This is a genomic window from Streptomyces sp. NPDC102258 (genome assembly GCF_055584685.1).
In genome coordinates this window covers 451540-478252 of the sequence record NZ_JBVJLO010000002.1, presented here as the reverse complement: position 1 = coordinate 478252, position 26713 = coordinate 451540, and the positions used below count along the sequence as shown (strand labels likewise).

Genomic DNA, 26713 nt, shown 5'->3' with positions numbered 1-26713 from the left:
CCGGGAGCATGTCCAGCTCCCGGGCTCCTGCTTGCCACCCAATTGCGCACACCGGCGGCTTTTAAGAACGGGGATCAAGGTGAGGCCGACGTGTTCTGCCTTTGAACTACCGCGCCATGAGAGAGGCGCAGGAGGGACTTGAACCCCCATCCGTCAGTGGTCGTCCCTGTTCGGTCGATCCGGTGTTCGGCGGCGAATACTGAGACTGGAGCGATAATCTGAAGTTCAAGGGGTCGCCTCTTCCGGCTTGGGCCACCCCGGCACGTGTGCCGGGGGAGGGATTCGAACCCCCAACTGACACCCCTGTTTCAGCTTCAACATCAGTTTCAGCTTGCGCTCTCGCGCACCCCCTGCGACACAGGGGGCGATCGTGGGCTACCCGAACAGGTAGCCGAACACCGCGTCGCCGACCCGCTTGTCGGTGACCTCGGTGCCGTTGGCCTCCTCGCGGGCGAACTTCACGGCCTGCTGGAGCCGCTCCACCCGGTCGAGGAGCTCGTTGACCCGGCGGGCCGGGAGGGCGCCGGAGAACTTGACGGTCGTCCAGTAGCCGACGGCCACGTCCTCGTAGTACACCTCGACCTGGGCCGGGTGCTGCTCGGTGGCCTCGGCCTTGACGTGGTTGCGCGGGACCTTCTTCGTGCGGATCGTCCGCACGGCCTCCGTCCGCCAGGAGTCCGTGGACGGGTCCAGGTTCCAGGATTCCGAGGCGTCGAGGACCGGGAGCTTGCGCACGAAGGTGTGCAGGTCGGTCAGCTGCTTCTCCAGGAAGAGCAGGTAGGGCACCGGCACCTCGGCGAGCAGGACGGTGCCGTCGACGACGATGTCCGCGACGGCGGTGCGGTTCGCCCAGTCCTTGGTGGCCGTCACGTCGAAGAGACGGGTCAGGGTGGTGGCCGTCGCCCGCAGCACGTCCTCGGCCTTCACCTGCACCCGGGTGGACTCGGGGGGCAGCTGCTCACCCTCTTCGTCCTTCGGCTGGTACGTCCGCGAGATACCGGCCAGCAGGGCGGGCTTCTGGACGTCGTGGTGAGCCTGGGTGAGCTCCTGGAGGGACTTGGACTTGACGCCCTTTTCGACTGCGATGATCTGATTCAGCTTCGGCACGTGAGCAACCTAGCAATTCCCCCGATCGGATGACCATCGGATATTTCACGGGTTGTGGAAGCGGACCTCGGGGTGGGCGGCGGACGGCCCGTCCAGTACCGGCCGGGCCTGCCCCTTGAGGTGCCGGTCGAGGAAGGCGGTCACGTAGCGCCGGGTCAGCTCGACGGCCCGGTCGCCGGACAGCGGGGCGTCGGGGTGGGGCAGGCCGAGCTGGTCGCGCAGGGCGGGGAAATCGGTGGGGCCGGAGTGGTCGGTGCCGTCGAAGGTGATCCAGCGCTTCCAGCCGTCGAAGTGCGGCCAGGGCCCGGACCAGTTGTACGGGGTGTCACCGGGCACGCTCGCGGCCGAGCCCAGCAGCATGAAGGGGCGCCCGCCGATGCCCGCCGCCGGGTACGGCTCCGGCAGGGCGCCGTCCATGTCGACGCCCGCCCGGATGCGCGGGTCGGCGGCCATGGCCGGGAGGGCGCTGGCTCCGCCGATGGAATGCCCCGCCATGGCGATGCGGGCCGGGTCGATGAGGCCGGCCCGGGCCCAGGCGGGATGGCGGCCGGTCAGCTGGTCCAGCAGGAAGGAGGTGTCGCGGGCCCGTACGGCCGTGATGGCCTCGCGGCCGCCCGGGCCCTGGGTCTGGTCGCAGGCCAGGCAGGTCAGGATCCGGCCGCCGGGGAAGGCGGTGGCGGCGCTCTCGTAGGCGTGGTCGACGGAGGCCACCACGTAACCCCGGGAGGCGAGTTCCTCGGCGAGGGAGCCGAGGGTGGCCCGGGGCACGGTGAAACCGGGCGAGAGGACGACCAGCGGGTAGCGGCCCCGGGCGGGCCTGGCCGCCGTACGGGCGTGGGTGCGGGTGGCGGCGAAGGCGGCGGGGTCGACGACCTGGCCGAGGCCCTGGTCGCGCAGGAGCAGCCGGGCTTCCTCGGTGCTCAGGTACGGGGCCGGGGCGCGGCCGGTGCCGGCTTCGGCCGGGTAGCGCAGGGTCACCATCAGTTCGCGCGGGCCGGAGTGCGCCCAGGGGTCGGTCCGGCCGCGGTCGACGAGGTGGAGGTCCTCGGAGCCGATGGCGAACGGGCCTGTGGGGCGCGGGAGTTCGAGCGCGGAGGTCCGGGTGCCCGAGGGGGCGGGGGCCGGCTGGGCGGCGGCGGAGGTCCCGGCGAGCGGGAGGGTGAGCAGGAGGGCTGACAAGGCCACGGCGGCCGCGGTGCGGCGTCTGATCTGCATGACGCCGAACCTAGGCGGCCGGCCGCGGCCATACGTCGCTCCCCGGTCGGATACCGGGTCAGCCCGCGGTCGTAGTGAGCGTGACGGGCAGGTCGAAGAGGTCGTTCTGGGTGAGGATCGGCTTGTTGCGCAGTTCCCCAGGTGCGACGGCCAGGGACAGGGCCGGGAAGCGGGCGTAGAGGGCCGGGAGGGCAACCAGGGCCTCCAGGCGGGACAGGGCCGCGCCGGGGCAGACGTGGGGGCCGTGGCCGAAGGAGATGTGCCGGTTGGGGGTGCGGGTGACGTCGAAGGCCCCCGCGGTCTCGCCGTGCTGGGCCTCGTCGCGGCCCAGGGCCCCGAAGGAGACGATCAGGCCCTCGCCCCGGGGCAGGATCCGGTCGCCGACCTCGATGTCCTCGGTGGCGAAGCGGATGAGGACGTGCGAGGTGGGGGTGGACCAGCGCAGGGTCTCCTCGATCACGTTCTCCCAGGGCACCTCGCCCGCGAGGACGCGGACGCGCTGCTCGGGGTGGGTCTCCAGGGCGACGACCGCGTTGACGATGAGGCTGATGGTGGTCTCGTGACCGGCGGCGACCATCAGCTGGAGGGTGTTGGTGATCTCCTCGGTGCTGAGGCGGTCACCGTCCTCGGAGGCCGCGATGAGCGCGCTGGTGAGGTCGTCGTCCGGGTTCGCGCGCTTGGACTCCACGATGCGGGAGAAGAGCGCGCCGAGGTCCGCCATCATCTGCGGGACCTCCTCGGGGAGGGTCTGGGTGGAGAAGAACTTCTCGAAGAGCGCCTTGAGGCGGGGGTGTTCGGACGCGTCCACGCCCATCAGCCGGCTGATGACGTTCATCGGCAGCGGGTAGGCGAAGGACGCCTTCAGGTCGACGCGCTCGCCGGGCGGGAGGGTGGCGAGCTTGTCGAGCATCTCGGTGGTGAGGTCCTCGATGCCGGCGCGCAGCTTCTCCACCCGGCGCACGGTGAGCGCCTGGGCGACGAGGGTGCGCAGGCGGCGGTGCTCGTCGCCGTCGGCGGTGAGCATGGAGCGGCCGGGGTTGGCGAGGCCGATCAGCGGCCAGTCCAGGGGGATCTCGCCGCGCTGCCAGGCGCCCCACACGTTGATGTCCTTGACCACTCTGGGGTCGGTGAGGAGTCTTCGGGCCTCGGCGTGGTGCGTGACGGCGTACACGCCGACGCCGCCGGGGAGCACGACGGGGACCAGCGGGCCGGCGGCGCGCAGCGCGGCGCTCTCGGCGTCGAGGTCGGTGACGAACGGGTCGAGGACCAGGGGGGCGGGGCCGGTGTGGTCGATCGGGCAGGTCATCGGGCGGCTCCATGGGCGGGAGTGGGCGTGTAGGTCACGGGGAGGGCGCTGAGTCCGCGCAGCCAGGGCGAGGGGCGCCGGGTGAGCGCCTCGGCGGGGCCGGCGAGGTCGACGTCGGGGAGCCGGTCGAGCAGGACCTCGATGCCGGTCCGCGCGATGACCTCGGCGACCTCCTGGGCCGGGAAGGGGCAGCGGTGTTCACCGTGGCCGAAGGAGAAGAAGGCGTTGTTCCCGCCGGTGAGGGCGCCCGCGTCGGTCCGGACGTTCGGGTCGGCGTTGGCGGCGGCCAGGCCCAGCAGGACCAGGTCGCCGCGGCCGATGCGCTGGCCGCCGAGCTTGGTGTCCCGGGTGGTCCAGCGGCCGGCCACGTTCTGGGTCGGGGTGTCCTCCCAGAGCACTTCGTTCATGGCCTCGCCGACGCTGTGCCGGCCGCCGGCCAGGGAGGCGGCGAAGCGGTCGTCGGTGAGCATCAGGCGCAGCGAGTTGCCGATCCAGTCGGCGGTGGGCTGGTGGCCGGCGGCCATCATGACCATGAGGTCCTGGGCGATCTCGTCGACGGTGAAGCCCGCGGTGTTGGCGAGCATCCGGGAGGCGACGTCGGGGCCGGGCTCGGCGGACTTCGCGGCGAGGAGCGCGTACATCGACTCGCCGAGGTGGCGCTGGCCGTCCAGGGCCCCCTCCCGGCCGTTGATCATGTCGTTCATGGCGGTGACGAGGCCGGGGCCCTGCTCGTCGGAGAAGCCGTAGAGACGGGCGAGGACGCGCAGCGGCAGCAGCATGGCGTACTGGCCGACGATGTCGCACTCGCCCTTGCCGCACAGCTGGTCGATGAGCTCGTCGGCGAAGCGTTCGGCGTGGCCCTTGAGTTCGAAGGGGTCGACGGCCTCCAGCGCGGCGGAGATCACGGCGGCGCGTTCGCGGTGGCGTTCGCCGACGGTGTAGAGGATGGACGGCTGCTTGCGGCCGATCATCGGGAGCAGCGGCCAGTCCGCCGGGATGCGGTCCCACTGGTTCCACAGGTCGGAGTCGCGGGAGAAGAGCTGCGGGTCGCTGGTGACCTGGTGGAGCTCGCGGTAGCCGAGGACCAGCCAGGCCGGGACGTCCCCGTCGAGGACGACCGGGGCGACGGCGCCGTGGTCGCGGCGCATCTCCCGGTACAGCTCGGCGGGGTCGGTCTGGAAGCGGGGGCCGCCGAGGTAGACGGGCTGCGGCTCGGGGGTGGTCACGGGGTGGGCTCCGGGATGGGGGTCGGGAGGGCCGGGCGGGGATGCGGGACGCCCTGGAGGCGCTGGAGGTGCTCGACGAGCGTGATCAGCACCTCCTTGCTGGACTCGCGGGAGCGGGCGTCGCAGAAGAGCAGCGGGACCTCGGGCGGCAGGTCGAGGGCGGCGCGGATCTGGTCCGGGGTGTGCGCGGGTCCGCCGAAGTCGTTGCAGGCCACGACGAAGGGCGTGCCGTGGTGTTCGAGGCGGTCGATGGCGTACCAGGAGTCGGCGAGCCGGCGGGTGTCGGCGAGGACGACGGCGCCGAGGGTGCCGGAGAAGAGCCGGTCCCACAGGAACCAGAACCGCTCCTGGCCGGGGGCGCCGAAGAGGTACAGGACGTTGTGGGCGTCGAGGGTGATGCGGCCGAAGTCGAAGGCGACGGTGGTGGCGGTCTTGGCGCCCACGCCCTCGGTGTCGTCGATGGCCTCGCCGGCCTTCGTCATCGTCTCCTCGGTGTTCAGCGGACGGATCTCGCTGACGGAGCGCACCATGGTGGTCTTGCCGACGCCGAAACCACCCACGATCACGATCTTGAGACCGTTGTCGGCGGTGCTGCTGAGGTTCTGCCGGGGCGCGCCCCGGTCAGAGGTTGCGGAGTCCAACGAGCACCTGCTCCAGGATGTCGAGGTCGGGAAGGCGGTAGGCGCCGGCGCGGGGGTGCCGGGCGCTGATCCGGCCGGTGCCGAGGAGGTCGGCGAGCAGGATCCGTACGATCGAGACGGGCAGGCCCAGTTCGGCGGCGATCTCGACGACGGCCGTCGGGAAGCGCGACATCTTCAGGATCGCCGCGTGTTCGGACTGCATGCCGGGTACCGGGTCGCATTCGGCGACGATGAGGGTCACCAGGTCGAAGGCGTCGGAACCGGAGCTGCTGCGGCCGCCGGTGAGGGTGTAGAGCCGGTCCGGGGAGTCGTCCCGGCCCGGCCTGCTGCGGCTCAACCCCGGGGCCTGGCGATCAGATGCTCGCTCAGCTGCTCGACCAGTTCGGACATGTTGTGGCCGACGAGTCCCGCGTCGGCGTCCTCGGCGGCGACGAGGGCGAGGTGGGCGCCCTCGCCGGCCTCGACGATGAAGAGGAGGCCGCCGTAGAACTCGGCCATGGCGGAGCGGACCCCGCCGGTGCCGTCGCCGAATTCGATGGACGCCCCGTGGGACAGGCTCTGGATGCCGGCGGCGATCGCCGCGAGCTGGTCGGCCTGGTCGACGGAGAGCTCGGGGGTGCGGCACAGCTTGAGGCCGTCGCGGGACAGCACGAGGGCGTGCCGGGCGCCGGGGGTGCGCTCCAGGAGCCCTTCCAGGAGCCAGCTGAGCGTCTCGTCGGTGGTGGAGCCGGTCATTGCGTGTTGCCTTCCGGGTACGGGGGTTCGTGGGGGCGTTCGGGGCGGCCGGGCGGGGGCCCGGCCGGCCGGCGGGGCCGTCCCTACGGCTGCTGCTCCGAGGTGCCGCGCACCGCCTGGCGGAAGCTGCCGAAGCGGGCGGCGGACCGGGACGCGGTGCCGGGGGCGGCCTGGGTACGGGCCGCCTCGGCGGCGTCGGGCCCGTCGGGGTGGGCGGCGGCCAGGGTCCGGCCGCGCCGCCGCTGGGGCAGTCCGCTCTCGCCGAGCACCGGGGTCTCGCCGGTGGCTTCGGAGTCGGCGGCGGGGGTGCCCTGGGGGTCGGCGGTGTCGTGGACCGGCTCGGCCTCCGGGCGGTACGCGGCTTCGGTACGGGGCGCGGGCGCGGCGGAAGCGGTCCGCTCCGGGAGGGCGGGCAGCGCCGGGGCGGCGGGCAGGGCCGGGGCGGGCACGGGGTCGGCGGCGCTGCGGCTGATCAGCTCCTGCGGGAGCATCATGAGGGCGCCGGTGCCGCCGCGCGCGGAGGGCCGGAAGGAGACCGTCAGCCCGTACTTGCGGGCCAGCCGGCCGACGACGGCGAGGCCGAGGCGGGTGCCGGAGAGCCCGGCCAGGTCCAGGGTCTCGGCGGTGACGGCCTGTTCGGCGCGGCGCAGCTGGACCTCGCTCATGACGAGCCCGCTGTCCTCGACGGTGATGATGATCCCGGCCGGCACCTCTTCCACGTACACGTGGACCTCGGCGGTGGGCGGCGAGAAGTTCGCGGCGTTGTCGAGGAGTTCCGCGAGGGCGTGCATGACGCCCTCGGCGGCGTGTCCGGCGACGGCGGCGTCGCTGGTGGAGTGCAGCCGGACCCGCTGGTAGCCGCCGATGCGGCCCATCGCGCCGCGCAGGATCGACTCCATGACGATCGGCTTGGCCCAGCGGCGCCCGGAGCGGGCGCCGGTGAGCACGGCGATGGAGTCGGCGAGGCGGCCCGCCTGGGCGGTGCGGTGGTCGAGGTGCAGCAGGTCGCCGAGGACTTCCTCGTCGGCGTGCTTGTGCTCCATGTCGCGCAGGTCGGCGAGCATGCCGGTGGCGAGCGCCTGCATCCGGCCGGCCGCGTTGGCGGCGGCGGCCATGGCGGCGGCCCGGCCGGACTGGGCCCGGCGCAGTTCCGCGCCGAGTCGTTCCCGGGTGACGAGCTGGGCCGCGGTCATCCGGTCGAGTTCGGCGGCGTGGGCGGCCGTCAGCCGGTCCACCTCGGCGGCGCGGGCGGTGGTCAGGTGGTCCACCTCGGCGGTGTGCGCGGAGTGCAGCCGGGCGCGTTCGGCGGTGTGGGCCGCCGTGTCGCGGGCCATGTCGGCGGTGAGCCGGGCGATGTACGCGTCCCGGGCGGCGATGTCCGTGGCGAGGGCCGAGAGCCGGCCGCGCAGGAGGCGTGCGCTGCGCGACCACCAGGTGATCGCGCAGGCGGACACGGCGAGCAGGAACGACCCGCAGGCCGAGAACCACCCGAGGGGCGTCTGGACCGACGCCGGGGCCGCGGACACGGCCGCCGCGGAGAGGGCTCCCGCCGCGACCGCGGTGACGGTCAGCGCGATGGCGGAGGGGCGGAAGGGGGAGGGCGACGCCGTCATGTAGTCAAAGCCTCAAACCGGGCGTAAATGGAAGAGAGGGTTCCTGTGGTAACGAGGCACAACTATAAGAGGATTGCTGATCGTTTAGGAAAGGTATTGGCGAATATCACGCTCTGTAGCGCCCACTTAGGCTGCTTCTGGCGCGGTTTCGGGGCTATGCCATGGCATCCTGTGACGTCACAGCTCGCCGGACGGAATCGGCGGAGGGGCGTCCGGGGAATATGGGGAAGGTCATGAGGCTCTGCTTCCTGGTGGAGGAGCACTACCGACGTGACGGCATGCCGAACGAGGTGATCCGCCAACTCACCGCGTGGGGACACCGGGTGGACGTGGTGCGGCCCGGCGGCTCGCTGCTGCGCATGGGCGACGTCGTACGGTCGGGCGCGCACGACGCCTGGGTGCTGAAGACGGTGTCCGGCGGCCCCGGGCTCACCCTCCTCGAAGCGGCCGCCGCCGCGGGCCTGACCACCGTCAACGACGCCCGCGCGATCCGCGGCGTACGGGACAAGGCACTGGCCGCCGCCATCGGCGCCGCCCGGGGCCTGCCCCAGCCCGAGACCTACGCCGTCGCCCGCCCCGAACTCCTCGCCGAGCTCCCCGAGTCCGCGTACCCGCTCGTCGTCAAGCCCGCCGACGGCAGCTCCGGCCGGTCGGTGCACCTGCTGCCCTCGCCGGACCGGCTCGCCGCGCTGCTGCCCGAACTCGCGGGCGAGGGCATGCTCATCGCCCAGCCGTACGTCCCGAACCACGGCACCGACCTCAAGGTGTACTGCGTCGACGGCGAGCTGTTCGCCACCGAGCGGCGCTCCCCGCTCCATCCGGGGGCCGGCGTGCGCGAGCGGCAGGTGCCGCTGCCCGCCGAGGTGGCGGAGATCGCCGCGCGCGTGGGCGAGGTGTACGGGCTGGACCTGTACGGGGTGGACGTGCTGCTGGGCCCCGACGGGCCGGTGGTGGTCGACGTGAACGACTTCCCGAGCTTCCGTCAGGTCCCCGACGCGGCCGCCCGGGTGGCCCGCGCCGTCCTGGCGCTGGCCCGCTCCGGCGCCGGCCGCGGCGTGCCGGCCGCCCCCGCGTTCGCCCTGCCGGTCGCGATCCCGCTCCAGGTGGCGGCGGGGGCGGGGGACGGCGCGTGAGGGCCGGGCTGGTCACCCCCGACGCCGGCCATCCGCTGCTGGCGGCCACCGCCCGGCTGCTCACCGGCGCCGGGCACGCGGTGGAGGTGCTGGACCCGGCGGCCGGCGCCGCGGCGGCGGCCGGCGCGCGGGCCGACGTATACCTGCTGAAGGCGCGCACCCCGGCCGCGCTGGAGCTGGCCCGGGAGCTGGAGCGGCGGGGCGCGCCCGTCCTCAACTCCGCGTCCGCCACCGCCGCCTGCCAGGACCGGACCGGGATGGCCGCTCTCGCGCTGCGCGCCGGGCTGCCCTTCGCGCCCACCCGCACCTTCGCCTCGGCGGCGGCGGCGCTCGCGGAACCGGCCGCGGGGTCGGCTGCGGAGTCGGCTGCGGAGTCGACTGCGGAGCAGCAGTGGCCGCGGTGGCCGCTGGTGGTCAAGAGCCGGGCGAGCCGCAAGCACGACCTGGTCGCCCGCGTCGACGGCCCGGAGGGGTTGCGGGCCCTGGCGGCCGAGTGGCCCGGGGAGCCGGTCGTGGTACAGCCGTTCGCGCCCAACAGCGGCTGGGACCACAAGCTGTGGGTGATCGGGGACCGGGTCTTCGCGGGCCTGCGGCGCTCCGAACTCGCCGTCGGCGCGGGGGAACCGGGCCGGCCCGGGGACCGGCTGCCCGACGGCTGGGCCGAACTGGCCCTGCGGGTGGGCCGGGTGTTCGCCCTGGACGTCTACGGGGTGGACGTCATCGCCACCGGGGACGGCGCACCGCTCATCGTGGACGTCAACGCCTTCCCCGGCATCCGCGGCCAGGCCGGCGCCCCCGAGGCCCTCGCCGCGCTGGCCCTGCGCCGGGCGGCGCGCTGACGGGGTCCGGCCGGTAGCGTGCGGGGCAGTCGACGGAAGGCGGCCCCATGCGCGCGGTGGTGTTCGAACGGTACGGCGAACCGGCGGAGGTACGGGAGGTCCCCGATCCGGCGCCGGCGTCCGGCGGAGCCGTCGTACGCGTCGAGGCGACGGGCCTGTGCCGCAGCGACTGGCACGGCTGGCAGGGCCACGACCCGGACATCACGCTGCCGCACGTCCCCGGGCACGAACTGGCCGGGGTGGTCGAGGCGGTGGGCCCCGGGGTGACCCGCCTGCGGCCCGGCGACCGGGTGACCGTCCCCTTCGTCTGCGCCTGCGGCGGCTGCGCCGACTGCGCGGCCGGCGAGCACCAGGTGTGCGCGCGCCAGACGCAGCCCGGTTTCACGCACTGGGGTTCCTTCGCCGAGTACGTGGCCCTCGACCACGCCGACGTGAACCTGGTGGCGGTGCCCGAGGAGCTCTCGTACGCCACCGCCGCCGCCCTGGGCTGCCGGTTCGCGACGGCGTTCCGGGCGGTGGTCGCGCGGGGCCGGGTCGCGGCGGGCGAGTGGGTCGCCGTCCACGGCTGCGGCGGGGTGGGCCTGTCGGCGGTGATGATCGCGGCCGCGGCCGGCGCGCGGGTGGTCGCCGTCGACCCCGCCCCGGCCGCGCGGGAGCTGGCCCGCGCCTTCGGTGCGGCGCACACCGTGGACCCGTACGACACCGGGTCCGGCGGCACCGCCGAGGTGGTACGGGACCTCACGGGCGGCGGGGCGCACCTCTCGCTGGACGCCCTCGGCTCCCCCGCGACTGCCGCCGCCTCGGTGGCGGGGCTGCGCCGGCGCGGGCGGCACGTCCAGGTCGGGCTGCTCCCGGCGGAGTCCGGCCCGGCGGTGCTGCCGATGGACCGGGTCATCGGCTGGGAGCTGGAGGTGCTGGGCAGTCACGGCATGGCCGCCCACGCCTATCCGCCGATGCTGGAGCTGGTCCGCTCGGGCGCGCTGCGGCCGGACCTGCTGGTCACCCGGACCCTCCCGCTGGCCGCGGCCCCGGCGGCCCTCGCCGCCATGGGCGCGGCGCCGGGGCCGGGCGTGACCGTGATCCTGCCCTGGGAGTGACCGGCCCTCGCCGGGGGGGGCCGCACCGAGGCCCACGGCGAGGGGCCGTACCGGAGGCCCGCATCGAGGGCCCGTATCGAAGCCCCGTACCGAGGGCCAGTGCCGAGGGCCGGTGCCGAGGGCCGGTGCCGAGGGCCGGTGCCGAGGCTCGTACCGAGGGCCGGTGCCGAGGCCCGTGCCGAGGGCCGGTGCCGAGGCCCGTGCCGAGCGCCGTACCGAGGGCTGTACCGAGGGCCCATGCCAAGGGCCGCACCGAGCGCCCGTACCGAGCGCCCGTACCGGCCGGGCGCGGCGGGCCCGGCCGGTGCCGGACCCCGGATCAGGCGCCGACGTACGCCGCGAGGTGCTCGCCCGTGAGGGTGGAGCGGGCCGCGACGAGGTCGGCGGGAGTGCCCTCGAAGACGATCGTGCCGCCGTCGTGCCCCGCGCCCGGGCCGAGGTCGATGATCCAGTCCGCATGCGCCATGACCGCCTGGTGGTGTTCCACCACGATCACCGACTTGCCGGAGTCGACGAGCCGGTCGAGCAGTCCGAGGAGCTGCTCGACGTCGGCGAGGTGGAGGCCGGTGGTCGGCTCGTCCAGGACGTAGACGCCGCCCTTGTCCGCCATGTGCGTCGCCAGCTTCAGCCGCTGCCGCTCGCCCCCGGACAGGGTGGTGAGCGGCTGGCCCAGGGTCAGGTAGCCGAGCCCGACGTCGGCCAGCCGGCCGAGGATCCGGTGCGCGGCCGGGGTGTGCGCCTCGCCCGCGCCGAAGAACTCCGCGGCCTCGTCCACCGGCATGGCGAGCACCTCGCTGATGTCACGGCCGCCGAGGTGGTAGTCGAGCACCGACGCGTCGAACCGCTTCCCCCCGCAGTCCTCGCAGGGGGAGGCGACCCCGGCCATCATCGCCAGGTCGGTGAAGATGACCCCGGCGCCGTTGCAGGCGGGGCAGGCGCCCTCGGAGTTGGCGCTGAACAGCGCCGGCTTGACGCCGTTGGCCTTGGCGAAGGCCTTGCGGATCGGGTCGAGCAGCCCGGTGTACGTGGCCGGGTTGCTGCGGCGCGAGCCGCGGATCGGGCTCTGGTCCACGAAGACCACGTCCTCCCCCGCCGGGATCGAACCGTGGACGAGCGAGCTCTTGCCGGACCCGGCGACGCCCGTGACCACGGTCAGCACCCCGAGCGGGACGTCCACGTCGACGTCGCGCAGGTTGTGCGTGCGCGCCCCGCGGATCTCCAGCGCCCCGGTGGGCTCGCGCACCGTGTCCTTGACCCGGGCCCGGTCGTCGAAGTGGCGGCCGGTGATGGTGCCGCCGGCCCGCAGCCCTTCCACGGTGCCCTCGAAGCAGACCGTGCCGCCCGCCGTGCCGGCGCCCGGGCCGAGGTCCACGACGTGGTCGGCGATGGCGATCGTCTCCGGCTTGTGCTCCACGACCAGCACCGTGTTGCCCTTGTCCCGCAGCCGCAGCAGCAGGTCGTTCATCCGCTGGATGTCGTGCGGGTGCAGGCCGGTGGTGGGCTCGTCGAAGACGTACGTGGTGTCGGTGAGCGAGGAGCCGAGGTGGCGGATCATCTTGACGCGCTGCGCCTCGCCGCCCGACAGGGTGCCCGAGGAGCGGTCGAGCGAGAGGTAGCCCAGGCCGATCTCCACGAACGAGTCGAGGGTGTGCCGCAGCGTCGCCAGCAGCGGGGCGACCGAGGGCTCGTCGAGGCCCGCGACCCAGGCGGCCAGGTCGCTGATCTGCATCGCGCAGGCGTCGGCGATGTTGTGGGCGCCGATCCGCGAGGACCGCGCGCCCTCGGTGAGCCGGGTGCCCTCGCACTCGGGGCAGGTGGTGAAGGTGACCGCCCGCTCCACGAACGCCCGGATGTGCGGCTGCAGCGCCTCCTTGTCCTTGGACAGGAAGGACTTCTGGATCTTGGGGATGAGTCCCTCGTAGGTGAGGTTCACGCCCTCGACCTTCACCTTCGTCGGCTCCCGGTAGAGGAAGTCGTGCATCTCCTTCTTCGTGAACTTCCGGATCGGCTTGTCCGGGTCGAGGAGGCCCGACTCGGCGTAGACCCGTACGGTCCAGAAGCTGTCGGACTTCCAGCCGGGGATGGTGAAGGCGCCCTCGGCGATCGACTTGGAGTCGTCGTAGAGCTGGGTGAGGTCGATGTCGGAGACGGAGCCGCGGCCCTCGCAGCGCGGGCACATGCCGCCCGTCCGGCTGAAGGTGGCCTTGACGGCCTTCTGCGCGCCGCGCTCGACGGTGATCGCCCCGCTGGCCCGGACGGAGGGGACGTTGAAGGCGTAGGCGCCGGGCGGGCCGATGTGGGGCTGCCCGAGCCGGCTGAAGAGGATGCGCAGCATGGCGTTGGCGTCGGTGGCGGTGCCGACCGTGGAGCGGGGGTCGGCGCCCATCCGCTGCTGGTCGACGATGATCGCGGTCGTCAGGCCTTCGAGCACGTCGACCTCGGGCCGGGCCAGGGTCGGCATGAAGCCCTGGACGAAGGCGCTGTACGTCTCGTTGATCAGCCGCTGCGACTCGGCGGCGATCGTGTCGAACACCAGGGAGCTCTTGCCCGAGCCGGAGACGCCGGTGAAGACGGTCAGGCGGCGCTTGGGGATCTCGATGCTGACGTCCTTGAGGTTGTTCACGCGCGCGCCGTGCACGCGGATCAGCTCGTGCCGGTCGGCGGCGTGCCGCGGGTCCGTCCCCGGGGTCTTGCTCATGGTGTCTCCATCTGTCGGACGGTGCCGGTGGTCGCTGCGCTGCCTCCGGTTCTACGTCGTCGGGGGCGGCCGGGGCAACGCCCGGCCGCCCTCCCCGCCGGTGCGGTGGCCGCCTGGACGGCCTAGCGGTCCTGGATCAGCCCGAGGACGTTCCCGTCGGGGTCGGTCAGGGTGGCCACCAGGCGGCCGCCGCCGACGTCCTCGGCGGGCTGGCGCAGGGTGGCGCCCGCGGCGGTCACCTCGGCGATCTTCGCCTCGATGTCCGGGACGTGCCAGTAGGCCACCGGTGAGGTGAGGCCCTGGGGGCCGCCGCCCGGGACGAGCCCGATCTGCTGGCCCTCGGCCTCGAAGCCGACGTAGTACGGGCTGTCGGTGGTGGGCCGTACGCCGAGCAGGGCGGCGTACACCTCCGTGGCCTTGCCCAGGTCGGTGACGGGGTGCAGGACGGTCTTGACGCCGTGGGTGGACGAGCCGGTCATGGTCGCTCCTGAGGTCGTGAGTGGTGGTGGGTGCGAGTGGGGGCCGGTGGTCGTGGCCGACCTTCATCACGCTAGTCGCGGCCCCGGTGAGGAGGCTTCTCCATTCCTGACCGGTCCTGCCGGTCACCTTTCTGCCACCTCCCGGCCATCCGGGGCTGTCACCCTGCTGCCACCACCCCCAAGTTGTATATACAACTTTCCCCCTGCCCTCATCCCCGACGGGAGCCCCGATGTCCTCCACGGCGATCACCGGTTCGCCCGCGCCCTGGCTGCGCGACAACTGCCCCTGCGGCGCCTGCCGCGATCCGCGCAACGGCCAGAAGCTCTTCCAGATCACCGACCTGCCCGCCGGCCTCGCCGTCGGCTCCGTCCACCCGGTGGGCGAGGGGGCCGCGGCCGGCTGGGAGGTGGTGTGGGAACCGGACGGGCACCGCTCGCTCTACCCGGCCGGCTGGCTCGACGCCCACGCCCCCGGCGTCCCGCGCGCGGGCGGCGGTGACGGCCGCACCGAAGCCGACAAGGAGCTGTGGGCCGCCGACGGCCTCTCCGGACGGCTGCCCGAGGCCTCGTGGGACGCCTACACCGGCGACCGCGCGGTACGGATCGAGGCGCTGGAGAGCGTGCGCCGCCTCGGCTTCGTCCTGCTGCGCGGCGTGCCCTGCCAGGACCGGATGGTGCTCGACGTGGCGGAGACCTTCGGCTTCGCGCGCCGGACGAACTACGGGGAGCTCTTCGAGGTCCGGATCGAGCCCGATCCGAACAACCTCGCCTTCACCGGCGCCCTGATCACCCCGCACACCGACAACCCGTACCGGGACCCGGTCCCGACCGTGCAGCTGCTGCACTGCCTGCGCAACGAGGCGCGGGGCGGTGACTCCGGGCTGGTGGACGGCTTCCACGCGGCGGCGCTGCTGCGCGACGAGGACCCGCGGGCCTTCGGCGTACTGACCCGGGTGCCGGTGGAGTTCGCCTTCGCCGACGCCCGCACCGAACTGCGCGCGCACCGGCCCCTGATCGACGTCGACCCGCTCGGCCGGATCCGCGAGATCCGGTTCAACAACCGCTCCATCGGGACCCTGCACGAGAGCGCCCGGGTCCTGGAGGAGTTCTACGCCGCCTACCGGCGCTTCGGCGAGCTGCTGCTGCGCCCCGAGCTGCGCCTGGACTTCCGGCTCACGCCGGGCGACTGCCTGATCTTCGACAACACCCGGCTGCTGCACGCACGTACGGCCTTCGCGGAGTCGGGCGGGCGGCACCTCCAGGGGGCGTACGCCGACCTCGACGGGCTCGGCTCCGCCCTGGCGGTCCTGCGCCGCGAGGAGGCCGCCGCGTGAGCGCCGCGACCGGCGGAGCCGGCCCCCTCGACCTGCTCGCCGCGCTGTTCGCGGGCGAGGGCGGCGCCGAGTACTTCGGCGAGAAGGTGACCCAGGCCGAGCACATGCTCCAGGCGGGCGCCCTCGCCGAGGCGGCCGGCGCCCCCGATCACCTGGTGGCCGCCGCGCTGCTGCACGACATCGGCCACTTCCACGGGACGGTCACCGGCCGCGACCTGATGGAGGACGGTGTGGACAACCGGCACAGCCACACCGGCGCCGACTGGCTGGCCCGCTGGTTCGGGCCCGAGGTGACCGAGCCCGTACGGCTGCACGTGGCCGCCAAGCGGTACCTGTGCACGGCCGAGCCCGGCTACTTCGGCCTGCTCTCGGAGGCCTCGGTGCACACCCTGCGCGTCCAGGGCGGCCCGATGACCGAGGAGCAGGCCCGGGCCTTCGAGGCCCTGCCGGGGGCGGCCGACGCGGTCGCCGTGCGCCGCTGGGACGAACGGGCCAAGGATCCGCTGATGGACACCCCCGACTTCGCGCACTTCCGGCCGCTGCTGGCCGGGCTGCTGCGTACGGAGGTCTGAGCGGGGGCGGCGGCCCCTCCCCGGGGGCGCGGCCGGCGGCGGTCCGTCAGGGCCGCAGCCGGCGGCCCAGCGCGCCGGCCGCCGTCGAGTGCGCCGTGAAGGCCACCGTCCCGGGCAGGTACCGGTCCTGGGACCACTCCACCGGCACGCCCGCCGGGTCGGTGGAGCGCCGCCGCTCGCGCAGCAGCGCCTCCCCGGCCCGGCAGCCCAGCAGCCGTGCGTCGTCGGCGTCGGCGGGCGCGATGTCGATGGTGTGGTGGGCGTCGGTGAAGAGCACGCCGTGGTGGGCGAGGCGTTCCGAGTACGAGACGGTGTCCAGCGGCATCGCCGCCACCAGCGTGCCGACCGCCTCCGGGTACGTCGTACGTTCCACCATCACCGGCGTGCCGGACAGGGTCCGCAGCCGCAGCACCCGGTACACGGCCGCCCCGGCGGCCACCCGTAGCTGCTCCGCCTCCTCGGCGTCCGCCGCGCCCGGGTCCACGGCGACGGTCCGGCCGCCCGGCTCCTCCCCCAGGGAACGCGCCCAGCGGGTGAAGCTGCGCAGTTCGGCGGCGGCGTTCTCCTCCCCCGGGCCGCCGAGCACCACCCGGCGGGTGCCCCGGCGGGAGGTGACGAGCCCGTCGGAGCGCAGCGCGGCCAGGGCCTGGCGGACGGTGCCCCGGGAGACGGCGTAGCGGCGGGCGAGTTCGTCCTCGGCGGGCAGCCGGGCCCCGGATCCGTACTCCCCGGCGGCGATGGCCGCGCGCAGGTCCGCGGCGACCGTCAGGTAGAGCGGCGTCCGGCCGGGCGCCGGTCGGGACCGGGCAGGCTCCCGCGGCGGGGCCGCGTCCCGGGCGGCGGGTGGCGCCTGCGGCGGGGCCGCGTCCCGGGCAGCGGGGGCCACCTGCGGCGGGTGCGGTTCCTGGGGTGCGGGTGCTGCCTGCGGTGCCTCGTTCACGGCCCCAGCCTGCCATGCGGGCCGGGGCGCCGGTGGGCCCGCTCGACCCGGTCCCCGCCCGCCTCCCATACTGGGGCCGCATGAAGGGAGATACATGAGGGGAAAGGACATGCCGCGCAGCAGTCCGCTGGTGCCGGACGGCGTGCGGGATGAGCTGGCGCGGCACGACTGGGCGGGCACGACCTGCGGCTGCGGTCGCCCGGCGGCCCACCTGGAGGACACCCTGTGGGACGCGGCGGAGGGACATCCGGCGGCGTTCCACGCCCTGCAGGGGCACGTGTTCACCGGGACCCGGCTGTGGCCCCCCGCCCCGGCCGCCTGCGCGGTGCTGATGGCGGTGTGGGCGGCCGGACCGCCCCGGCAGACGGGCCGGGAGGCGCTGCTGTGGACGCTGCTGTCCCTGCTGAGCGCCGAGGACGACGGGGACAGCCACGGGGCGGGCCTGTACGGGCAGGTGGCCGCGCACGTCCGGACCGGCCTGCCGCTGCTGGTGCGGGTGCTGGAGGCCGGCCCGGGGTCGGTCTGCGGTGCCTACGCGGAGGGCATCCTGGAGTTGCTCGTCCTGTCGGCCTGAGCCGCGGGCCCGGCGGCGGCAGTGGCGTCGGCAGCGGCGCCGATGACGCAGCGCCGCAGGACCTCCGGGGTGACCTCCTCCAGGGACCGCGCGAAGGTGCGCGCCGCCGAGGCGGGCACGTCCAGCAGCGAGGGCACCACCAGCACGGGGCAGCCGGCCGCCTCGGCGGAGGCGGCGCCGTCCGGGGAGTCCTCCACGGCGACGCACTCACCGGGCCGGCGGCCGAGCCGTTCGGCGGCGGCGCGGTAGGGGTCGGGGTGCGGCTTGGTCCGTACGGTGTCGTCGGCGGAGACGGTGAAGGCGAACGGCACGTGCGCGAGGGCGCCCCCGACCACCTGGTCCACGACCACCCGCGGTGAGGCGCTGACCAGGGCGAAGGGGATGCCGGCCGCTTCGAGGGCGGTGAGCAGCCGCTGGGCGCCGGGACGGATCGGCGCCCCGGCGGCGACCCGCCGGAAGAAGCCCTCGGTGAGTTCGGCGGCGACCTCCCGGACCTCCCCGCGCCCCGCCACCCGTACGAGGTGGGCGGCGGTGTCGGGGACGGCGCGGCCGACGACCTCGGGGGCGTCGGCCGGGCCGAGGCGGTGTCCGAGCCGCTCGGCGGTCCGCTCGGTGGTCTCCCACCACAGCACCTCGGTGTCCACGAGGGTGCCGTCCATGTCGAACAGGACGGCGGCGAGCTCGCTCCCCCGGTCCCCGGCGAGCTCACTCACCCGGTCTTCGGCGGGCCCGCTCACGCGGTCCTCGCCACGACGAGTACGGGCCGCTCGGCCGGTCCCACGGCGGCCCGCGCGCCCGGCGCCAGGTCGGCGGCGTCGCGCGAGGGCAGGTCGGCCTTGACGCGGGTGCCGTCGGCGAGGTCGAGGTGGAGGCGGGTGACGGCGCCGAAGAAGGAGGCCGACGTCACGGTGGCGTTGCCCTCGGGGTCGGCGGCGACGGTGAGGTTCTCTGGCCGGACCAGCACCTCGACGTCGGCGGTGGCCGGGACGGGGCCGTCGACGGGCAGCCGGGTGCCGGAGACCTCGACGAGGCCGGAGTCGGTGAGGCGGCCGGGGAGCCGGTTCATGGTGCCGACGAACTCGGCGACGAAGGGCGTCGCCGGGCGTTCGTACAGCTCGGCGGGGGCGGCGCACTGCTCCAGCTTCCCGGCGTTCAGCACGGCGACCCGGTCGGCCATGGACAGGGCCTCCTCCTGGTCGTGGGTGACGAACACGGTGGTGATGCCGAGGTCGAGCTGGAGGCGGCGGATCTCCTCGCGCAGGTTGGCCCGTACCTTGGCGTCCAGTGCGGACAGCGGCTCGTCCAGCAGGAGCACGCGCGGGCGCAGGGCCAGGGCGCGGGCGAGGGCGACGCGCTGCTGCTGGCCGCCGGACATCTGGTGCGGGTAGCGGTCGCCGTGGTCGGGCAGGCCGACGAGGTCGAGGAGTTCGGCGGCCCGCTCGTGGCGCTGCGCCGCGCCGACCTTGCGCACGCGCAGGCCGAAGGCCACGTTGTCGCGGGCGCTGAGGTTGGGGAAGAGGCTGTACGACTGGAAGACCATCCCGGCGTCGCGGCGGTTGGCCGGCACCCGGGTGATGTCCTCGCCGTCGACCAGGACTTCACCGGAGTCGGGCGTCTCGAAGCCGGCGAGGACGCGCAGGGCGGTGGTCTTGCCGCAGCCGGAGGGGCCGAGCAGGGCGAGGAGTTCGCCGGGTTCGACGGTCAGGTCGAGACCGTCGAGGGCGACGGTGGAGCCGAACGCCCGGCGCAGGCCGCGGAATTCGACGCGCGCGCCGGCGGGGGCGGCGGGGTCGGCCGTCTTCCGCGGCGCGGGGAGGGTCGTGGACATCTGGGTCAGGACTCCTTGCGGGAGGTGGCGGGGGCGGTGGAGACCGTGGCGGGGGCGGTTCCGGCCCGCGAGAGGACGAGCAGCAGCAGCCAGGTGATGAGGAGGCTGAGGATGGAGACGGCCACCGACATCCGGGCCTGGGCGCCGGAGATGGAGACGATCCACACGGCGAAGGGCTGGAAGCCGAGGAGCGAGGCGATGGTGAACTCGCCGAGCACCAGGGCCAGGGTGAGGAAGGCGGCTCCGGCGAGCGAGGCGCGCAGATTGGGCAGCAGGACGCGCAGCACCACGTGGGGCCAGCTCGCACCGCAGCTGCGGGCGGCCTCGACCAGGGTGGGGACGTCGACGGCGCGCAGCCCCGCGTCGAGCGAGCGGTAGACGAAGGGCAGGGCCAGCACCGTGTACGCGAGGACCAGGACGAGCGGGAAGTCCTCGTTCTGGACGGCGATGAAGGTCTGGTAGAGCGGGGTCCGCGACAGGTGGTCGGGCCCCCAGCGCAGCACGGTGGTGATGCCGGTGACCAGGGCGATGGGCGGCACCACCAGCGGCAGCATGCACATCACCTCCACCACGGGCCGCAGCCTCGGCGAGCCGATCCGTACGGCGACCAGCGCGGGTACCGCCAGCGACAGGGACAGCGCGATGGTGGCGGCGGCCAGGCCGAGCGAGAGCAGCAGGCTGCGCGTGAAGCCGTCCGCGCCGAGCAGTTCGGTGTACGCCTCGAAGGTGATGCCCTGCCCGGGCACGTGCACGGTGAAGACGAAGGAGGCGACGAGCGGGAGCAGGAAGTACGCGCCCGCGAGGCCGAGGACGGCGCCGCGCCAGACGCGGGGCCGGGGGCGGGACCGGCGGGCCCGGGCCGGAGCCGGGGCGGGGAGGGGGGCGGGCGGGGCCGCCGCTTCCGCGCTGTCCGCCCGGGGGGCGGTGGGGGTCATCGCAGCCATCGGGCGCTCCGTCGCTGGAGGGGCAGGTAGACCGCCATGACCAGGCCGGCGATCACGATCATGTCGAGGCCGAGGGCGAGCGCCACGTTCTCCTGGCCGGTGAGGACGTTGCCGGAGAGGGCGTCCGCGATCTTCAGCGTGACCAGCGGCACGGAGCCGCCGACGAGGGCCGCGGCCGTGGCGTGCGCGGCGAACGCGGTGCCGAAGAGGAGGACGAATCCGCCGAGCAGGGAGGGCGCGAGGACCGGCAGGCCGACGTGGCGCCAGAACTGCCAGGCGTTCGCCCCGTTGTTCTGGGCGGCCTCGCGCCACTGCGGGCGCAGTCCGTCCAGGGCCGGCACGATCACCAGGACCATCAGGGGGATCAGGAAGTACAGGTAGACCACGGTGAGGCCGGTGAAGGAGTACAGGTCCCAGCCGAGGCTCGTGAGGTCCGCGAGCTGGGTGACGACTCCGGAGATCCCGGCGGTGGCGATGAACGCGAACGCGAGCGGCACCCCGCCGAAGTTGGCGAGGACGCCGGAGGCGGTCAGCGCCGCGGAGCGCAGGGCGGTGGAGCGGGAGGTGACCAGGGCCTGGGCGATGAGGACGCCGAGGACTCCGCCGAGGAGTGCGGTCAGGGCGGAGAGCTGGACGCTGCCGGTCAGCGAGTCGAGGTACGGGCCCTGGAGGGAGCGCGCGAGGTGCTCTCCGGTGAGGCGGGTGGCGCCGGTGGCGGGGTCGGTGCGGGTGACCGCGCCGAAGGCGATGGCGCCGAGCGGGACGCCGAAGCAGAGCCCGGTGAAGACGAGGAGCGGGAGGGCGGCGAGCCAGGTGCGCGGGCCGCGCCGCCGGCGGCGCGCGGTGGCGCCGCCGGCGGTCCCCTGCTGGGGGAGGGTGGGTGCGGACATCAGCTGAGGGCCTTGTCCCACTTCTCGGCGAGGGTGGCCTTGGCCTTGTCGAGCTCGGTGGAGGCCGGGAAGGTCGGGGTGCCCTGGACCTGCGGGAGCTTGGTGACGGCGTCCTTGTCGGCGGTGCCGTCGGCGGCCATCACGGGGAGCAGCACGGGGCGGGCGTGGCCCTGGAGCCAGATGTTCTGGCCCTCGGCGCTGTAGAGGAACTCCATCCACAGGCGGGCGGCCGCCGGGTTGGGGGCGTCCTTGTTGATGGCCTGGGAGTAGTACTGGGCGTAGACGCCGTCGGAGGGGACGGAGACCTTCCAGTCGACGCCCTTGCCCTTGAACTGCTCGGCGTAGCCGGCGTTCAGGTAGTCCCAGTCGATCGAGATGGGGGTCTCGCCCTTCTCGACGGTGGCCGGGGTGGACTCGACGGGGATGAAGTTGCCGCTCTTCTTCAGCTGGCCGAAGAAGTCGATGCCGGGCTGGATGTCGGCGAAGGAGCCCTTGTTGGCGAGGGCGGCCGCGTAGACGCCGCCGAAGGCGGAGCCGGACTTGGTGGGGTTGCCGTTCAGGGCGACCTTGCCCTTGTACTCGGGCTTCAGCAGGTCGGCGAAGGTCTGCGGGCAGGTGGGGATGCGGGCGGCGTCGCAGCCGATGGAGACGTAGCCGCCGTAGTCGTTGTACCAGCGGCCGTCGGCGTCCTTCTGGGCGGCGGGGATCTTGTCCCAGGCGGCGACCTTGTAGGAGGCGAAGAGGTTCTCGTCGGCGCCGCTGCGGGCGAAGGCGATGCCGAGGTCCATGACGTCGGGGGCGCGCTTCTGGCCCTTGCGGGACTTGACGGCGGCGATCTCGTCGGCGCTTGCGGCGTCCGGGTTCTCGCTGCTGATCTTGACCTTGGGGTACTTCGCCTGGAAGGCCTTGACCATCTGGCCGTAGTTCGCCCAGTCCGGCGGCAGCGCGATGACGTTGAGCTGGCCCTCCTTCTCGGCGGCGGCCACGAGGGCCGCCATTCCGCCGAGGTCGGCCACCGAGGTCGCGGTGCCCGGCTGGGCGTTGCCCTTGGCGTCGCCGGTGGCGGCGGCGGGCTTCGGGTCGGGCGCTGCGCCGCACGCGCTGAGCGTGGTCAGGACGGCGGCGCCGAGCAGTACGGCCGCGCCGCGGCGGGCGGAGGAACTGAGCACGGTCTCTCCCGGAGACGAAGGGGCTTCACTTGTCAGATTCACTTGTCTGAACAAGTTGGCTCCAGTTCGCCCGTGCCCGCTGTACGGACGGTGAACGGGGGCTGGACCCTGGAGCACGAGTCGAGGAAGAGAAGAGAATGACCGAAAGACGTCGTGACACAACGGGTCCGGAGGATCCCCGATGATGATCAAGACCCCGGGGTCACGGGACGTCACAGCGAGGGGGAACGACATGGGAACCGCGCGGTACCTGAAGATCGCGGAGGAACTGCGCCGGGCGATCCTGTCCGGCGCCTACCCCGTGGGCGCCCGGCTGCCCTCCGAGAGCGACCTCGCCACCCGCTGGGCGGCCTCGCGCGGCACGGTCCGCCAAGCCGTCGCCACCCTGGCCGCGGAGGGGCTCATCGGCTCCAGCCAGGGTGCGCGCAGGATCGTACTGCGCCACGAACGCCGCCACAGCTTCGGTGAGTTGAACAGTTTCGCGCAGTGGGCCGAGGGGGTGGGCCACGAGGTGCGCAGCCGCTTCCTGTCGCGGACCCGGCGGCCCGCCACCGCCGAGGAGGCGGAGCGGCTCGCCCTGCCGCCGGGTACGGAGGTCCTCGCGGTGCTGCGGCTGCGGCTGCTCGACGGCGAGCCCACGATGGTGGAGCGCACCGCCTACGCCGACTGGGTCGCGGCGGCGGTGGAGGCGCTGCCCGAGGACTGCCGCTCGGTGATGGACAGCCTGGCCGCGGACTCCGGGATCGTGGCGCACTACGGGGAGCACCTCATCGACGCCCTCGCTGCGGGCAGCGAGGACGCCCGCCTCCTGGCGGTCCGGCGCGGCAGCCCGCTTTTGCGCCAACGCCACACCTCCGCGACCCGCACGGGCCGCCCGATCGAATGGTCCGACGACCGCTACCGAGCGGGCAGCGTCACCTTCAGTGTGAGCAACTCGGCGGTAGCCACCCCACTGGAGCGGCATCCGGGGGGCGAGCGCTGAGGGCCTCAGCGGGACGACACGGTCTCGTCGATCGCTTCCGGTAGCCAGTCGGCGGTGTGGCGGAAGGAGAAACCGAGGCGGGCGGCACGGCCGTTGTCGAGGGCGTAGGCACGGTCGAAGGAGAACGGCGAGGCCTGCTCCCCGTCCGCCACGGTCCGTAGGAGCGGCTCGCGCCCGAGCCGGGCGCCGACGGCCCCGGCGAGGGCGGTGACGGTGAGCGGACCGTGCGAGGCGGCGTTGACCGGCCCGGTGAAGGTCCCCGCGGCGGCCCAGGCCAGGAACCGTGCGATCTCCCGGTGATGGATGAAGGAGGTCGCCTGCGGAGCCTCGTGGACGTGGACCGGCAGACCGGCGCCGATCCGCTCGGCGTAGTGCGCGAGCCGCCCGGTGAAATCCCGCGCGCCGCCGCCGAGGACGTGCGCGGAGCGGACGCTCACGTACGGGAAGGCGGGCTCGCGCAGGAACACCGCCTCCGCCCGCCGCTTGTCCGCCGCGTACCGTGCGGCGGCGCCGACCGCGGGCCGGTGATCGCGGCGGGGGTCGAAGGCGGCTTCCGTCAGCGGGGCGGCCGTGACCGGCGGCGCGGCGAAGGTGGCGGGGTCGTATACCTCCATCGTGGAGGTCATCACGTACCGCCCGGTCCGGCCCGCGGCGAAGGCCCGGCGGGCGACGGCGGCCTGGTGCGGGGTGTAGCAGACCTGGTCGAGGACGACGTCGAAAGTGCGGGCGCCGAGGGCGGCACGCAGCGCGCGTGCGTCGTCGCGGTCGGCGGTCAGGTGGGTCACGCCGGGCGGCGGGACCGTGGAGCCGCGGTTGAGGACGGTGACCGCGTGGCCCGCGTCGCGCAACAGGGTGACCAGGTGCCTGCCGAAGTACCGGCTCCCGCCGATGACCAGATATTCGCTCATGGCCTCGACCCTGCCGCTATAGGGTCACCGGCGGAACTGATCGAATACTGAACACGTCGTAAGGAAAACTGTTGATCGATGTGCACCGGCTGCGCATCCTGCGGACCGTGGCCGAGCACGGCAGCTTCAACCGCGCGGCGGCCGCCCTGCGGCTGACCCCCTCGGCCGTGTCCCAGCACATCGCCTCCCTGGAACGCGACCTCGGCCATCCGGTGGCGGAGCGCAGCACGCGCGGGGCCGCCCTCACCGAGGCCGGGCGGCTCCTGGTGGAGGCGGCGGACACCATCACCGCCGAACTGGACCTGGTCCGCGCCCGGATCGGCCGGCTGGCGGCCGGCCGGCCCCGGCTGACGGTCGCCACCTTCACCAGTGGCGGCCGGCACCTGCTGCCCCGGGCGCTCGCCGCGTTCGTGGCCGAGCACCCGGAGGTGGAACTCACGATCGTGGAGGCCGAGCCCGAGGCCGCCCTGCCGATGGTGCGCGGCGGGGCGGCGGACCTCGCGCTGGCCTACCACTTCGACGGCCCGCTGCCGTCCGGCGCGGCCGGGCGCACAGGCGCGGACTGGCTTCCGCTGAGGGAGGACCCGCTGTACGCGGTCCTGCCGCCGGGGCACCGGCTGGCGGGGCGGGAGGCGCTGGAGCCGGCGGAACTGGCGGCCGACCGGTGGGTCCTGGGCTGCCTGAAGACGGAGGCCTTCCTGCGCCGGTACGCCGACCGGTCCGGGTTCGAGCTGCGGACCGCCGCCTCGACCACCGACTACTTCTTCGCGCAGTCCCTGGTCGGGGCGGGGGTCGGAGTCGCCCTGATCCCGTACATCGCCCTGTCCCCGGCACCCGGCTCGGCGGTGGTCCCCCTCGCCCCGCCGCGGCCGGCCCGGCACATCGGCGTGGCCACCGCACCCCGCACCCCGGCCGGCTCCCCCGCCGCCGCACTGGCCGCGGCGCTCCTGGCGGCGGCGGCCACGGGGGTGACGCGGTGAGCGATGTGCTGTACGGGCTCGCGGCCAATCCCGCCCTGCCGGGCGAGCTGATCGACGGGCTCCTCACGTACGCCCTCGCGACGGACGACTGGCTGTGCCGGGTACTCGGCGAGCGCGCGGACCTGAGCCGGGAGCAGGTCCTGGCCCTGGCCGCCCACGACGAACACCACGCCACCGCCCTCGCCTACGGGGGCCGGTTGCACGCCGCCGACGTCGACCCGTCGGCCCGACCGGACGCCGCCCTCGCCCTGCTCGACGAGGGCCGGGGGCTGCCGCACTGGCCCCGCCTGCTCGCCTCCCATCCGGACCCCTTCCGCCGGCGCGAACTGGCCGGCTTCGCCGGTCTGCCGCCTGAGGTGACCGCGCGGCTGGCCGCCGACCGTCAACTGGACGTGCCGTGCGAGCTGGCCGCGTACGGCACCCCCGACCCGGTCGCGGCCGCACTGCTGGTGGCGCACCCGCACGCCGAGGTGCGCCGGCAGGCCGCCTTCAACGAGGCCATGCCCCCGGCCCTGCTCGCCGCGCTGCTCACCGGGGAGGGGCTGGCTGCGGCAGCGGTCTGCCCCGTGTGCGAGGAGGATCCGCGGTCGCGCTGGTTCGACCCCAGCGTCCCGGAGGGCGCCGTCTGTGGCGGTGCGCACCGGAGCACCCTCCACGACACGCGGCGAGCCGCCCTGGCGAACCCCGCCACCCCGGCGGAGGCCGTCGCCCGTTTCGCCGCTCACCCCTCCGCCGCGCTGCGCCGGGCCGTGGCCGGTAGGCCCGGTCTGCCGCCGTCGGTGTACGCCGGACTGGCGCGCGACCCGGAGCCCGAGGTGCGGTGGGCGCTCGCCGCGAACCCCGGTACCGACGAGGCGCTGGTCCGCGCACTCGCCGCCGGCCGGGATCCGGAGGTCCTGGCCGGACTCGTCCGGCACCCCCGTCTGCCCCTGGACCTGCTGACGGCCCTGACCGCCACCCGGCGGGCCGGCCCGGAGCCGCTGCCCCGGATCGCCGCCGCCACGGACGCCGAGATCCGCGAACTGGCGGCCTCGGCGCCGGCGGGCGTACGGGCCCACGCGGCGCGGCGCCGCGATCTGCCCCCGGAGGTGCGCGACGCGCTGGCCGCCGATCCGGACGCGAAGGTGGCCGGAGCCGTCGCCGCCCACCCGGGCCTGGACGAGGACCGGCTGCGCGCGATGGTGGCACGGCACGGCGTACAGGTCCTCGCGCGGGTGGCGGCCAACCCGGACGCCCCGGCGGCCCTGCTGGCCGACCTGGTCCGGCACGACCCGCCGGCGGCGCGGGCGTTGCGCGAGGTGGCGCGGCATCCGAACGCCACGGCGCCCGCGCTGCGCGGCTGCCTGACCGACCCCGAGGCCCGCCGGTACGCCGCCGCGCACCCCGCCCTGCCGCCGGAGGAACTGCCCGCGCTCCTCGCCGACCCGGACGGGCCGACGGCGGAGGCGGCGGCCGCCCACCCGGCCCTGCCGCGCGCCGAGATGTACCGCTTGATGCCGTGAC

At 74.4% G+C, this 26713-nt stretch carries 26 protein-coding genes; 9 read left to right on the top strand and 17 right to left on the bottom strand.

The window, feature by feature from the left end:
- Nucleotides 1-375: 375 nt before the first annotated feature.
- The 8 genes from ACZ6ZT_RS05335 to ACZ6ZT_RS05300 form a co-directional block, all read right to left on the bottom strand.
- Nucleotides 376-1107, bottom strand: a complete 732-nt coding sequence (locus ACZ6ZT_RS05335; RefSeq protein ID WP_469715713.1) for a DUF7873 family protein — start codon at nt 1105-1107, stop codon at nt 376-378.
- 45 nt (nt 1108-1152) lie between these two features.
- The gene (locus ACZ6ZT_RS05330) at nt 1153-2322 is read right to left on the bottom strand and encodes an alpha/beta hydrolase family protein (RefSeq protein ID WP_469715712.1); all 1170 of its coding nucleotides are present in this window, start codon (nt 2320-2322) and stop codon (nt 1153-1155) included.
- A gap of 58 nt (nt 2323-2380) precedes the next feature.
- Entirely contained in the window at nt 2381-3628 is a 1248-nt protein-coding gene (locus tag ACZ6ZT_RS05325) for a cytochrome P450 family protein (protein ID WP_469715710.1), read from the bottom strand.
- The gene (locus ACZ6ZT_RS05320) at nt 3625-4854 is read right to left on the bottom strand and encodes a cytochrome P450 (RefSeq protein WP_469715708.1); all 1230 of its coding nucleotides are present in this window, start codon (nt 4852-4854) and stop codon (nt 3625-3627) included. Before ACZ6ZT_RS05320 ends, ACZ6ZT_RS05325 begins: the two co-directional genes overlap by 4 nt.
- Nucleotides 4851-5495, bottom strand: a complete 645-nt coding sequence (locus ACZ6ZT_RS05315) for a GTP-binding protein (RefSeq protein ID WP_469715707.1) — start codon at nt 5493-5495, stop codon at nt 4851-4853. The genes ACZ6ZT_RS05320 and ACZ6ZT_RS05315 overlap by 4 nt, the downstream gene beginning before the upstream one ends.
- Nucleotides 5476-5832 (bottom strand): DUF742 domain-containing protein, encoded by a 357-nt coding sequence (locus tag ACZ6ZT_RS05310; RefSeq protein WP_469715705.1) that lies wholly within the window; start codon nt 5830-5832, stop codon nt 5476-5478. Before ACZ6ZT_RS05310 ends, ACZ6ZT_RS05315 begins: the two co-directional genes overlap by 20 nt.
- Complete coding sequence (locus ACZ6ZT_RS05305) at nt 5829-6230, bottom strand: roadblock/LC7 domain-containing protein (protein ID WP_266579719.1); 402 nt, start codon at nt 6228-6230, stop codon at nt 5829-5831. Before ACZ6ZT_RS05305 ends, ACZ6ZT_RS05310 begins: the two co-directional genes overlap by 4 nt.
- 83 nt (nt 6231-6313) lie before the next feature.
- Complete coding sequence (locus tag ACZ6ZT_RS05300; protein ID WP_469715703.1) at nt 6314-7843, bottom strand: sensor histidine kinase; 1530 nt, start codon at nt 7841-7843, stop codon at nt 6314-6316.
- Nucleotides 7844-8076: 233 nt separating this feature from the next.
- Between ACZ6ZT_RS05300 and ACZ6ZT_RS05295 the strand changes: the two genes are divergently transcribed.
- Genes ACZ6ZT_RS05295 through ACZ6ZT_RS05285 form a run of 3 tightly spaced genes read left to right on the top strand, consistent with a single transcriptional unit; the run spans nt 8077 to nt 10912 of the window.
- On the top strand, nt 8077-8976 hold the full coding sequence (locus tag ACZ6ZT_RS05295; protein ID WP_469715702.1) for an ATP-grasp domain-containing protein: 900 nt from the start codon (nt 8077-8079) through the stop codon (nt 8974-8976).
- Nucleotides 8973-9815, top strand: coding sequence for an ATP-grasp domain-containing protein (locus ACZ6ZT_RS05290; protein ID WP_469715700.1), 843 nt, complete (start codon nt 8973-8975; stop codon nt 9813-9815). The genes ACZ6ZT_RS05295 and ACZ6ZT_RS05290 overlap by 4 nt, the downstream gene beginning before the upstream one ends.
- A 47-nt stretch (nt 9816-9862) precedes the next feature.
- Entirely contained in the window at nt 9863-10912 is a 1050-nt protein-coding gene (locus tag ACZ6ZT_RS05285) for a zinc-dependent alcohol dehydrogenase family protein (RefSeq protein WP_469715698.1), read from the top strand.
- 319 nt (nt 10913-11231) lie between these two features.
- On the opposite strand, the gene ACZ6ZT_RS05280 is transcribed toward ACZ6ZT_RS05285, so the two are convergent.
- Nucleotides 11232-13610: an ATP-binding cassette domain-containing protein gene (locus ACZ6ZT_RS05280; protein ID WP_469715697.1), complete on the bottom strand. Its 2379-nt coding sequence runs from the start codon at nt 13608-13610 to the stop codon at nt 11232-11234.
- A gap of 122 nt (nt 13611-13732) precedes the next feature.
- Nucleotides 13733-14089 carry a VOC family protein gene (locus tag ACZ6ZT_RS05275; RefSeq protein WP_469715695.1) on the bottom strand — a complete coding sequence of 119 codons (357 nt, stop codon included), beginning with the start codon at nt 14087-14089 and terminating at the stop codon, nt 13733-13735.
- A 230-nt stretch (nt 14090-14319) separates the two neighbouring features.
- On the opposite strand from ACZ6ZT_RS05275, the gene tmpA reads away from it, so the two are divergent.
- Both tmpA and ACZ6ZT_RS05265 read left to right on the top strand, forming a co-directional pair.
- Entirely contained in the window at nt 14320-15423 is a 1104-nt protein-coding gene (tmpA, locus tag ACZ6ZT_RS05270) for a 2-trimethylaminoethylphosphonate dioxygenase (RefSeq protein WP_469715694.1), read from the top strand.
- Nucleotides 15420-15995, top strand: coding sequence for a phosphonate degradation HD-domain oxygenase (locus ACZ6ZT_RS05265; RefSeq protein WP_469715692.1), 576 nt, complete (start codon nt 15420-15422; stop codon nt 15993-15995). Before tmpA ends, ACZ6ZT_RS05265 begins: the two co-directional genes overlap by 4 nt.
- A 46-nt stretch (nt 15996-16041) precedes the next feature.
- Here the strand turns inward: ACZ6ZT_RS05265 and ACZ6ZT_RS05260 are convergent, their stop codons facing one another.
- Nucleotides 16042-16935, bottom strand: a complete 894-nt coding sequence (locus tag ACZ6ZT_RS05260; protein WP_469715690.1) for a GntR family transcriptional regulator — start codon at nt 16933-16935, stop codon at nt 16042-16044.
- A 109-nt stretch (nt 16936-17044) separates the two neighbouring features.
- Between ACZ6ZT_RS05260 and ACZ6ZT_RS05255 the strand changes: the two genes are divergently transcribed.
- Nucleotides 17045-17509 carry a hypothetical protein gene (locus tag ACZ6ZT_RS05255; protein ID WP_469715689.1) on the top strand — a complete coding sequence of 155 codons (465 nt, stop codon included), beginning with the start codon at nt 17045-17047 and terminating at the stop codon, nt 17507-17509.
- On the opposite strand, the gene ACZ6ZT_RS05250 is transcribed toward ACZ6ZT_RS05255, so the two are convergent.
- The 5 genes from ACZ6ZT_RS05250 to ACZ6ZT_RS05230 are packed head-to-tail and all read right to left on the bottom strand — an operon-like array spanning nt 17467 to nt 22340.
- The gene (locus ACZ6ZT_RS05250) at nt 17467-18222 is read right to left on the bottom strand and encodes an HAD family hydrolase (RefSeq protein WP_469715687.1); all 756 of its coding nucleotides are present in this window, start codon (nt 18220-18222) and stop codon (nt 17467-17469) included. The genes ACZ6ZT_RS05255 and ACZ6ZT_RS05250 overlap by 43 nt on opposite strands.
- A gap of 20 nt (nt 18223-18242) precedes the next feature.
- Entirely contained in the window at nt 18243-19337 is a 1095-nt protein-coding gene (locus ACZ6ZT_RS05245; RefSeq protein WP_469715685.1) for an ABC transporter ATP-binding protein, read from the bottom strand.
- A 5-nt stretch (nt 19338-19342) separates the two neighbouring features.
- Entirely contained in the window at nt 19343-20281 is a 939-nt protein-coding gene (locus tag ACZ6ZT_RS05240; protein WP_469715683.1) for an ABC transporter permease, read from the bottom strand.
- Nucleotides 20269-21171, bottom strand: a complete 903-nt coding sequence (locus ACZ6ZT_RS05235; protein WP_469715682.1) for an ABC transporter permease — start codon at nt 21169-21171, stop codon at nt 20269-20271. The genes ACZ6ZT_RS05240 and ACZ6ZT_RS05235 overlap by 13 nt, the downstream gene beginning before the upstream one ends.
- Entirely contained in the window at nt 21171-22340 is a 1170-nt protein-coding gene (locus tag ACZ6ZT_RS05230; protein WP_469715680.1) for an ABC transporter substrate-binding protein, read from the bottom strand. Before ACZ6ZT_RS05230 ends, ACZ6ZT_RS05235 begins: the two co-directional genes overlap by 1 nt.
- Before the next feature lie 232 nt (nt 22341-22572).
- Between ACZ6ZT_RS05230 and ACZ6ZT_RS05225 the strand changes: the two genes are divergently transcribed.
- Nucleotides 22573-23322 (top strand): GntR family transcriptional regulator, encoded by a 750-nt coding sequence (locus ACZ6ZT_RS05225; protein ID WP_469715678.1) that lies wholly within the window; start codon nt 22573-22575, stop codon nt 23320-23322.
- A gap of 5 nt (nt 23323-23327) precedes the next feature.
- On the opposite strand, the gene ACZ6ZT_RS05220 is transcribed toward ACZ6ZT_RS05225, so the two are convergent.
- Nucleotides 23328-24230, bottom strand: coding sequence for an NAD-dependent epimerase/dehydratase family protein (locus ACZ6ZT_RS05220; RefSeq protein WP_469715676.1), 903 nt, complete (start codon nt 24228-24230; stop codon nt 23328-23330).
- A gap of 71 nt (nt 24231-24301) precedes the next feature.
- On the opposite strand from ACZ6ZT_RS05220, the gene ACZ6ZT_RS05215 reads away from it, so the two are divergent.
- Entirely contained in the window at nt 24302-25210 is a 909-nt protein-coding gene (locus tag ACZ6ZT_RS05215) for a LysR family transcriptional regulator (RefSeq protein WP_469715674.1), read from the top strand.
- A complete protein-coding gene (locus ACZ6ZT_RS05210; protein WP_469715672.1) occupies nt 25207-26712 on the top strand; it encodes a hypothetical protein in 1506 nt (501 codons plus the stop codon). The genes ACZ6ZT_RS05215 and ACZ6ZT_RS05210 overlap by 4 nt, the downstream gene beginning before the upstream one ends.
- The last annotated feature ends 1 nt before the right edge of the window (nt 26713 follow it).

What these genes read in the sequence shown, in the direction of transcription:
- ACZ6ZT_RS05330 (WP_469715712.1), bottom strand. Translation starts at nt 2,322, where the DNA reads ATGCAGATCAGACGCCGCACCGCGGCCGCCGTGGCCTTGTCAGCCCTC.
- ACZ6ZT_RS05325 (WP_469715710.1), bottom strand. Translation starts at nt 3,628, where the DNA reads ATGACCTGCCCGATCGACCACACCGGCCCCGCCCCCCTGGTCCTCGAC.
- ACZ6ZT_RS05305 (WP_266579719.1), bottom strand. Translation starts at nt 6,230, where the DNA reads ATGACCGGCTCCACCACCGACGAGACGCTCAGCTGGCTCCTGGAAGGG.
- ACZ6ZT_RS05300 (WP_469715703.1), bottom strand. Translation starts at nt 7,843, where the DNA reads ATGACGGCGTCGCCCTCCCCCTTCCGCCCCTCCGCCATCGCGCTGACC.
- ACZ6ZT_RS05295 (WP_469715702.1), top strand. Translation starts at nt 8,077, where the DNA reads ATGAGGCTCTGCTTCCTGGTGGAGGAGCACTACCGACGTGACGGCATG.
- ACZ6ZT_RS05285 (WP_469715698.1), top strand. Translation starts at nt 9,863, where the DNA reads ATGCGCGCGGTGGTGTTCGAACGGTACGGCGAACCGGCGGAGGTACGG.
- ACZ6ZT_RS05280 (WP_469715697.1), bottom strand. Translation starts at nt 13,610, where the DNA reads ATGAGCAAGACCCCGGGGACGGACCCGCGGCACGCCGCCGACCGGCAC.
- ACZ6ZT_RS05275 (WP_469715695.1), bottom strand. Translation starts at nt 14,089, where the DNA reads ATGACCGGCTCGTCCACCCACGGCGTCAAGACCGTCCTGCACCCCGTC.
- tmpA (WP_469715694.1), top strand. Translation starts at nt 14,320, where the DNA reads ATGTCCTCCACGGCGATCACCGGTTCGCCCGCGCCCTGGCTGCGCGAC.
- ACZ6ZT_RS05255 (WP_469715689.1), top strand. Translation starts at nt 17,045, where the DNA reads ATGCCGCGCAGCAGTCCGCTGGTGCCGGACGGCGTGCGGGATGAGCTG.
- ACZ6ZT_RS05245 (WP_469715685.1), bottom strand. Translation starts at nt 19,337, where the DNA reads ATGTCCACGACCCTCCCCGCGCCGCGGAAGACGGCCGACCCCGCCGCC.
- ACZ6ZT_RS05240 (WP_469715683.1), bottom strand. Translation starts at nt 20,281, where the DNA reads ATGGCTGCGATGACCCCCACCGCCCCCCGGGCGGACAGCGCGGAAGCG.
- ACZ6ZT_RS05235 (WP_469715682.1), bottom strand. Translation starts at nt 21,171, where the DNA reads ATGTCCGCACCCACCCTCCCCCAGCAGGGGACCGCCGGCGGCGCCACC.
- ACZ6ZT_RS05225 (WP_469715678.1), top strand. Translation starts at nt 22,573, where the DNA reads ATGGGAACCGCGCGGTACCTGAAGATCGCGGAGGAACTGCGCCGGGCG.
- ACZ6ZT_RS05220 (WP_469715676.1), bottom strand. Translation starts at nt 24,230, where the DNA reads ATGAGCGAATATCTGGTCATCGGCGGGAGCCGGTACTTCGGCAGGCAC.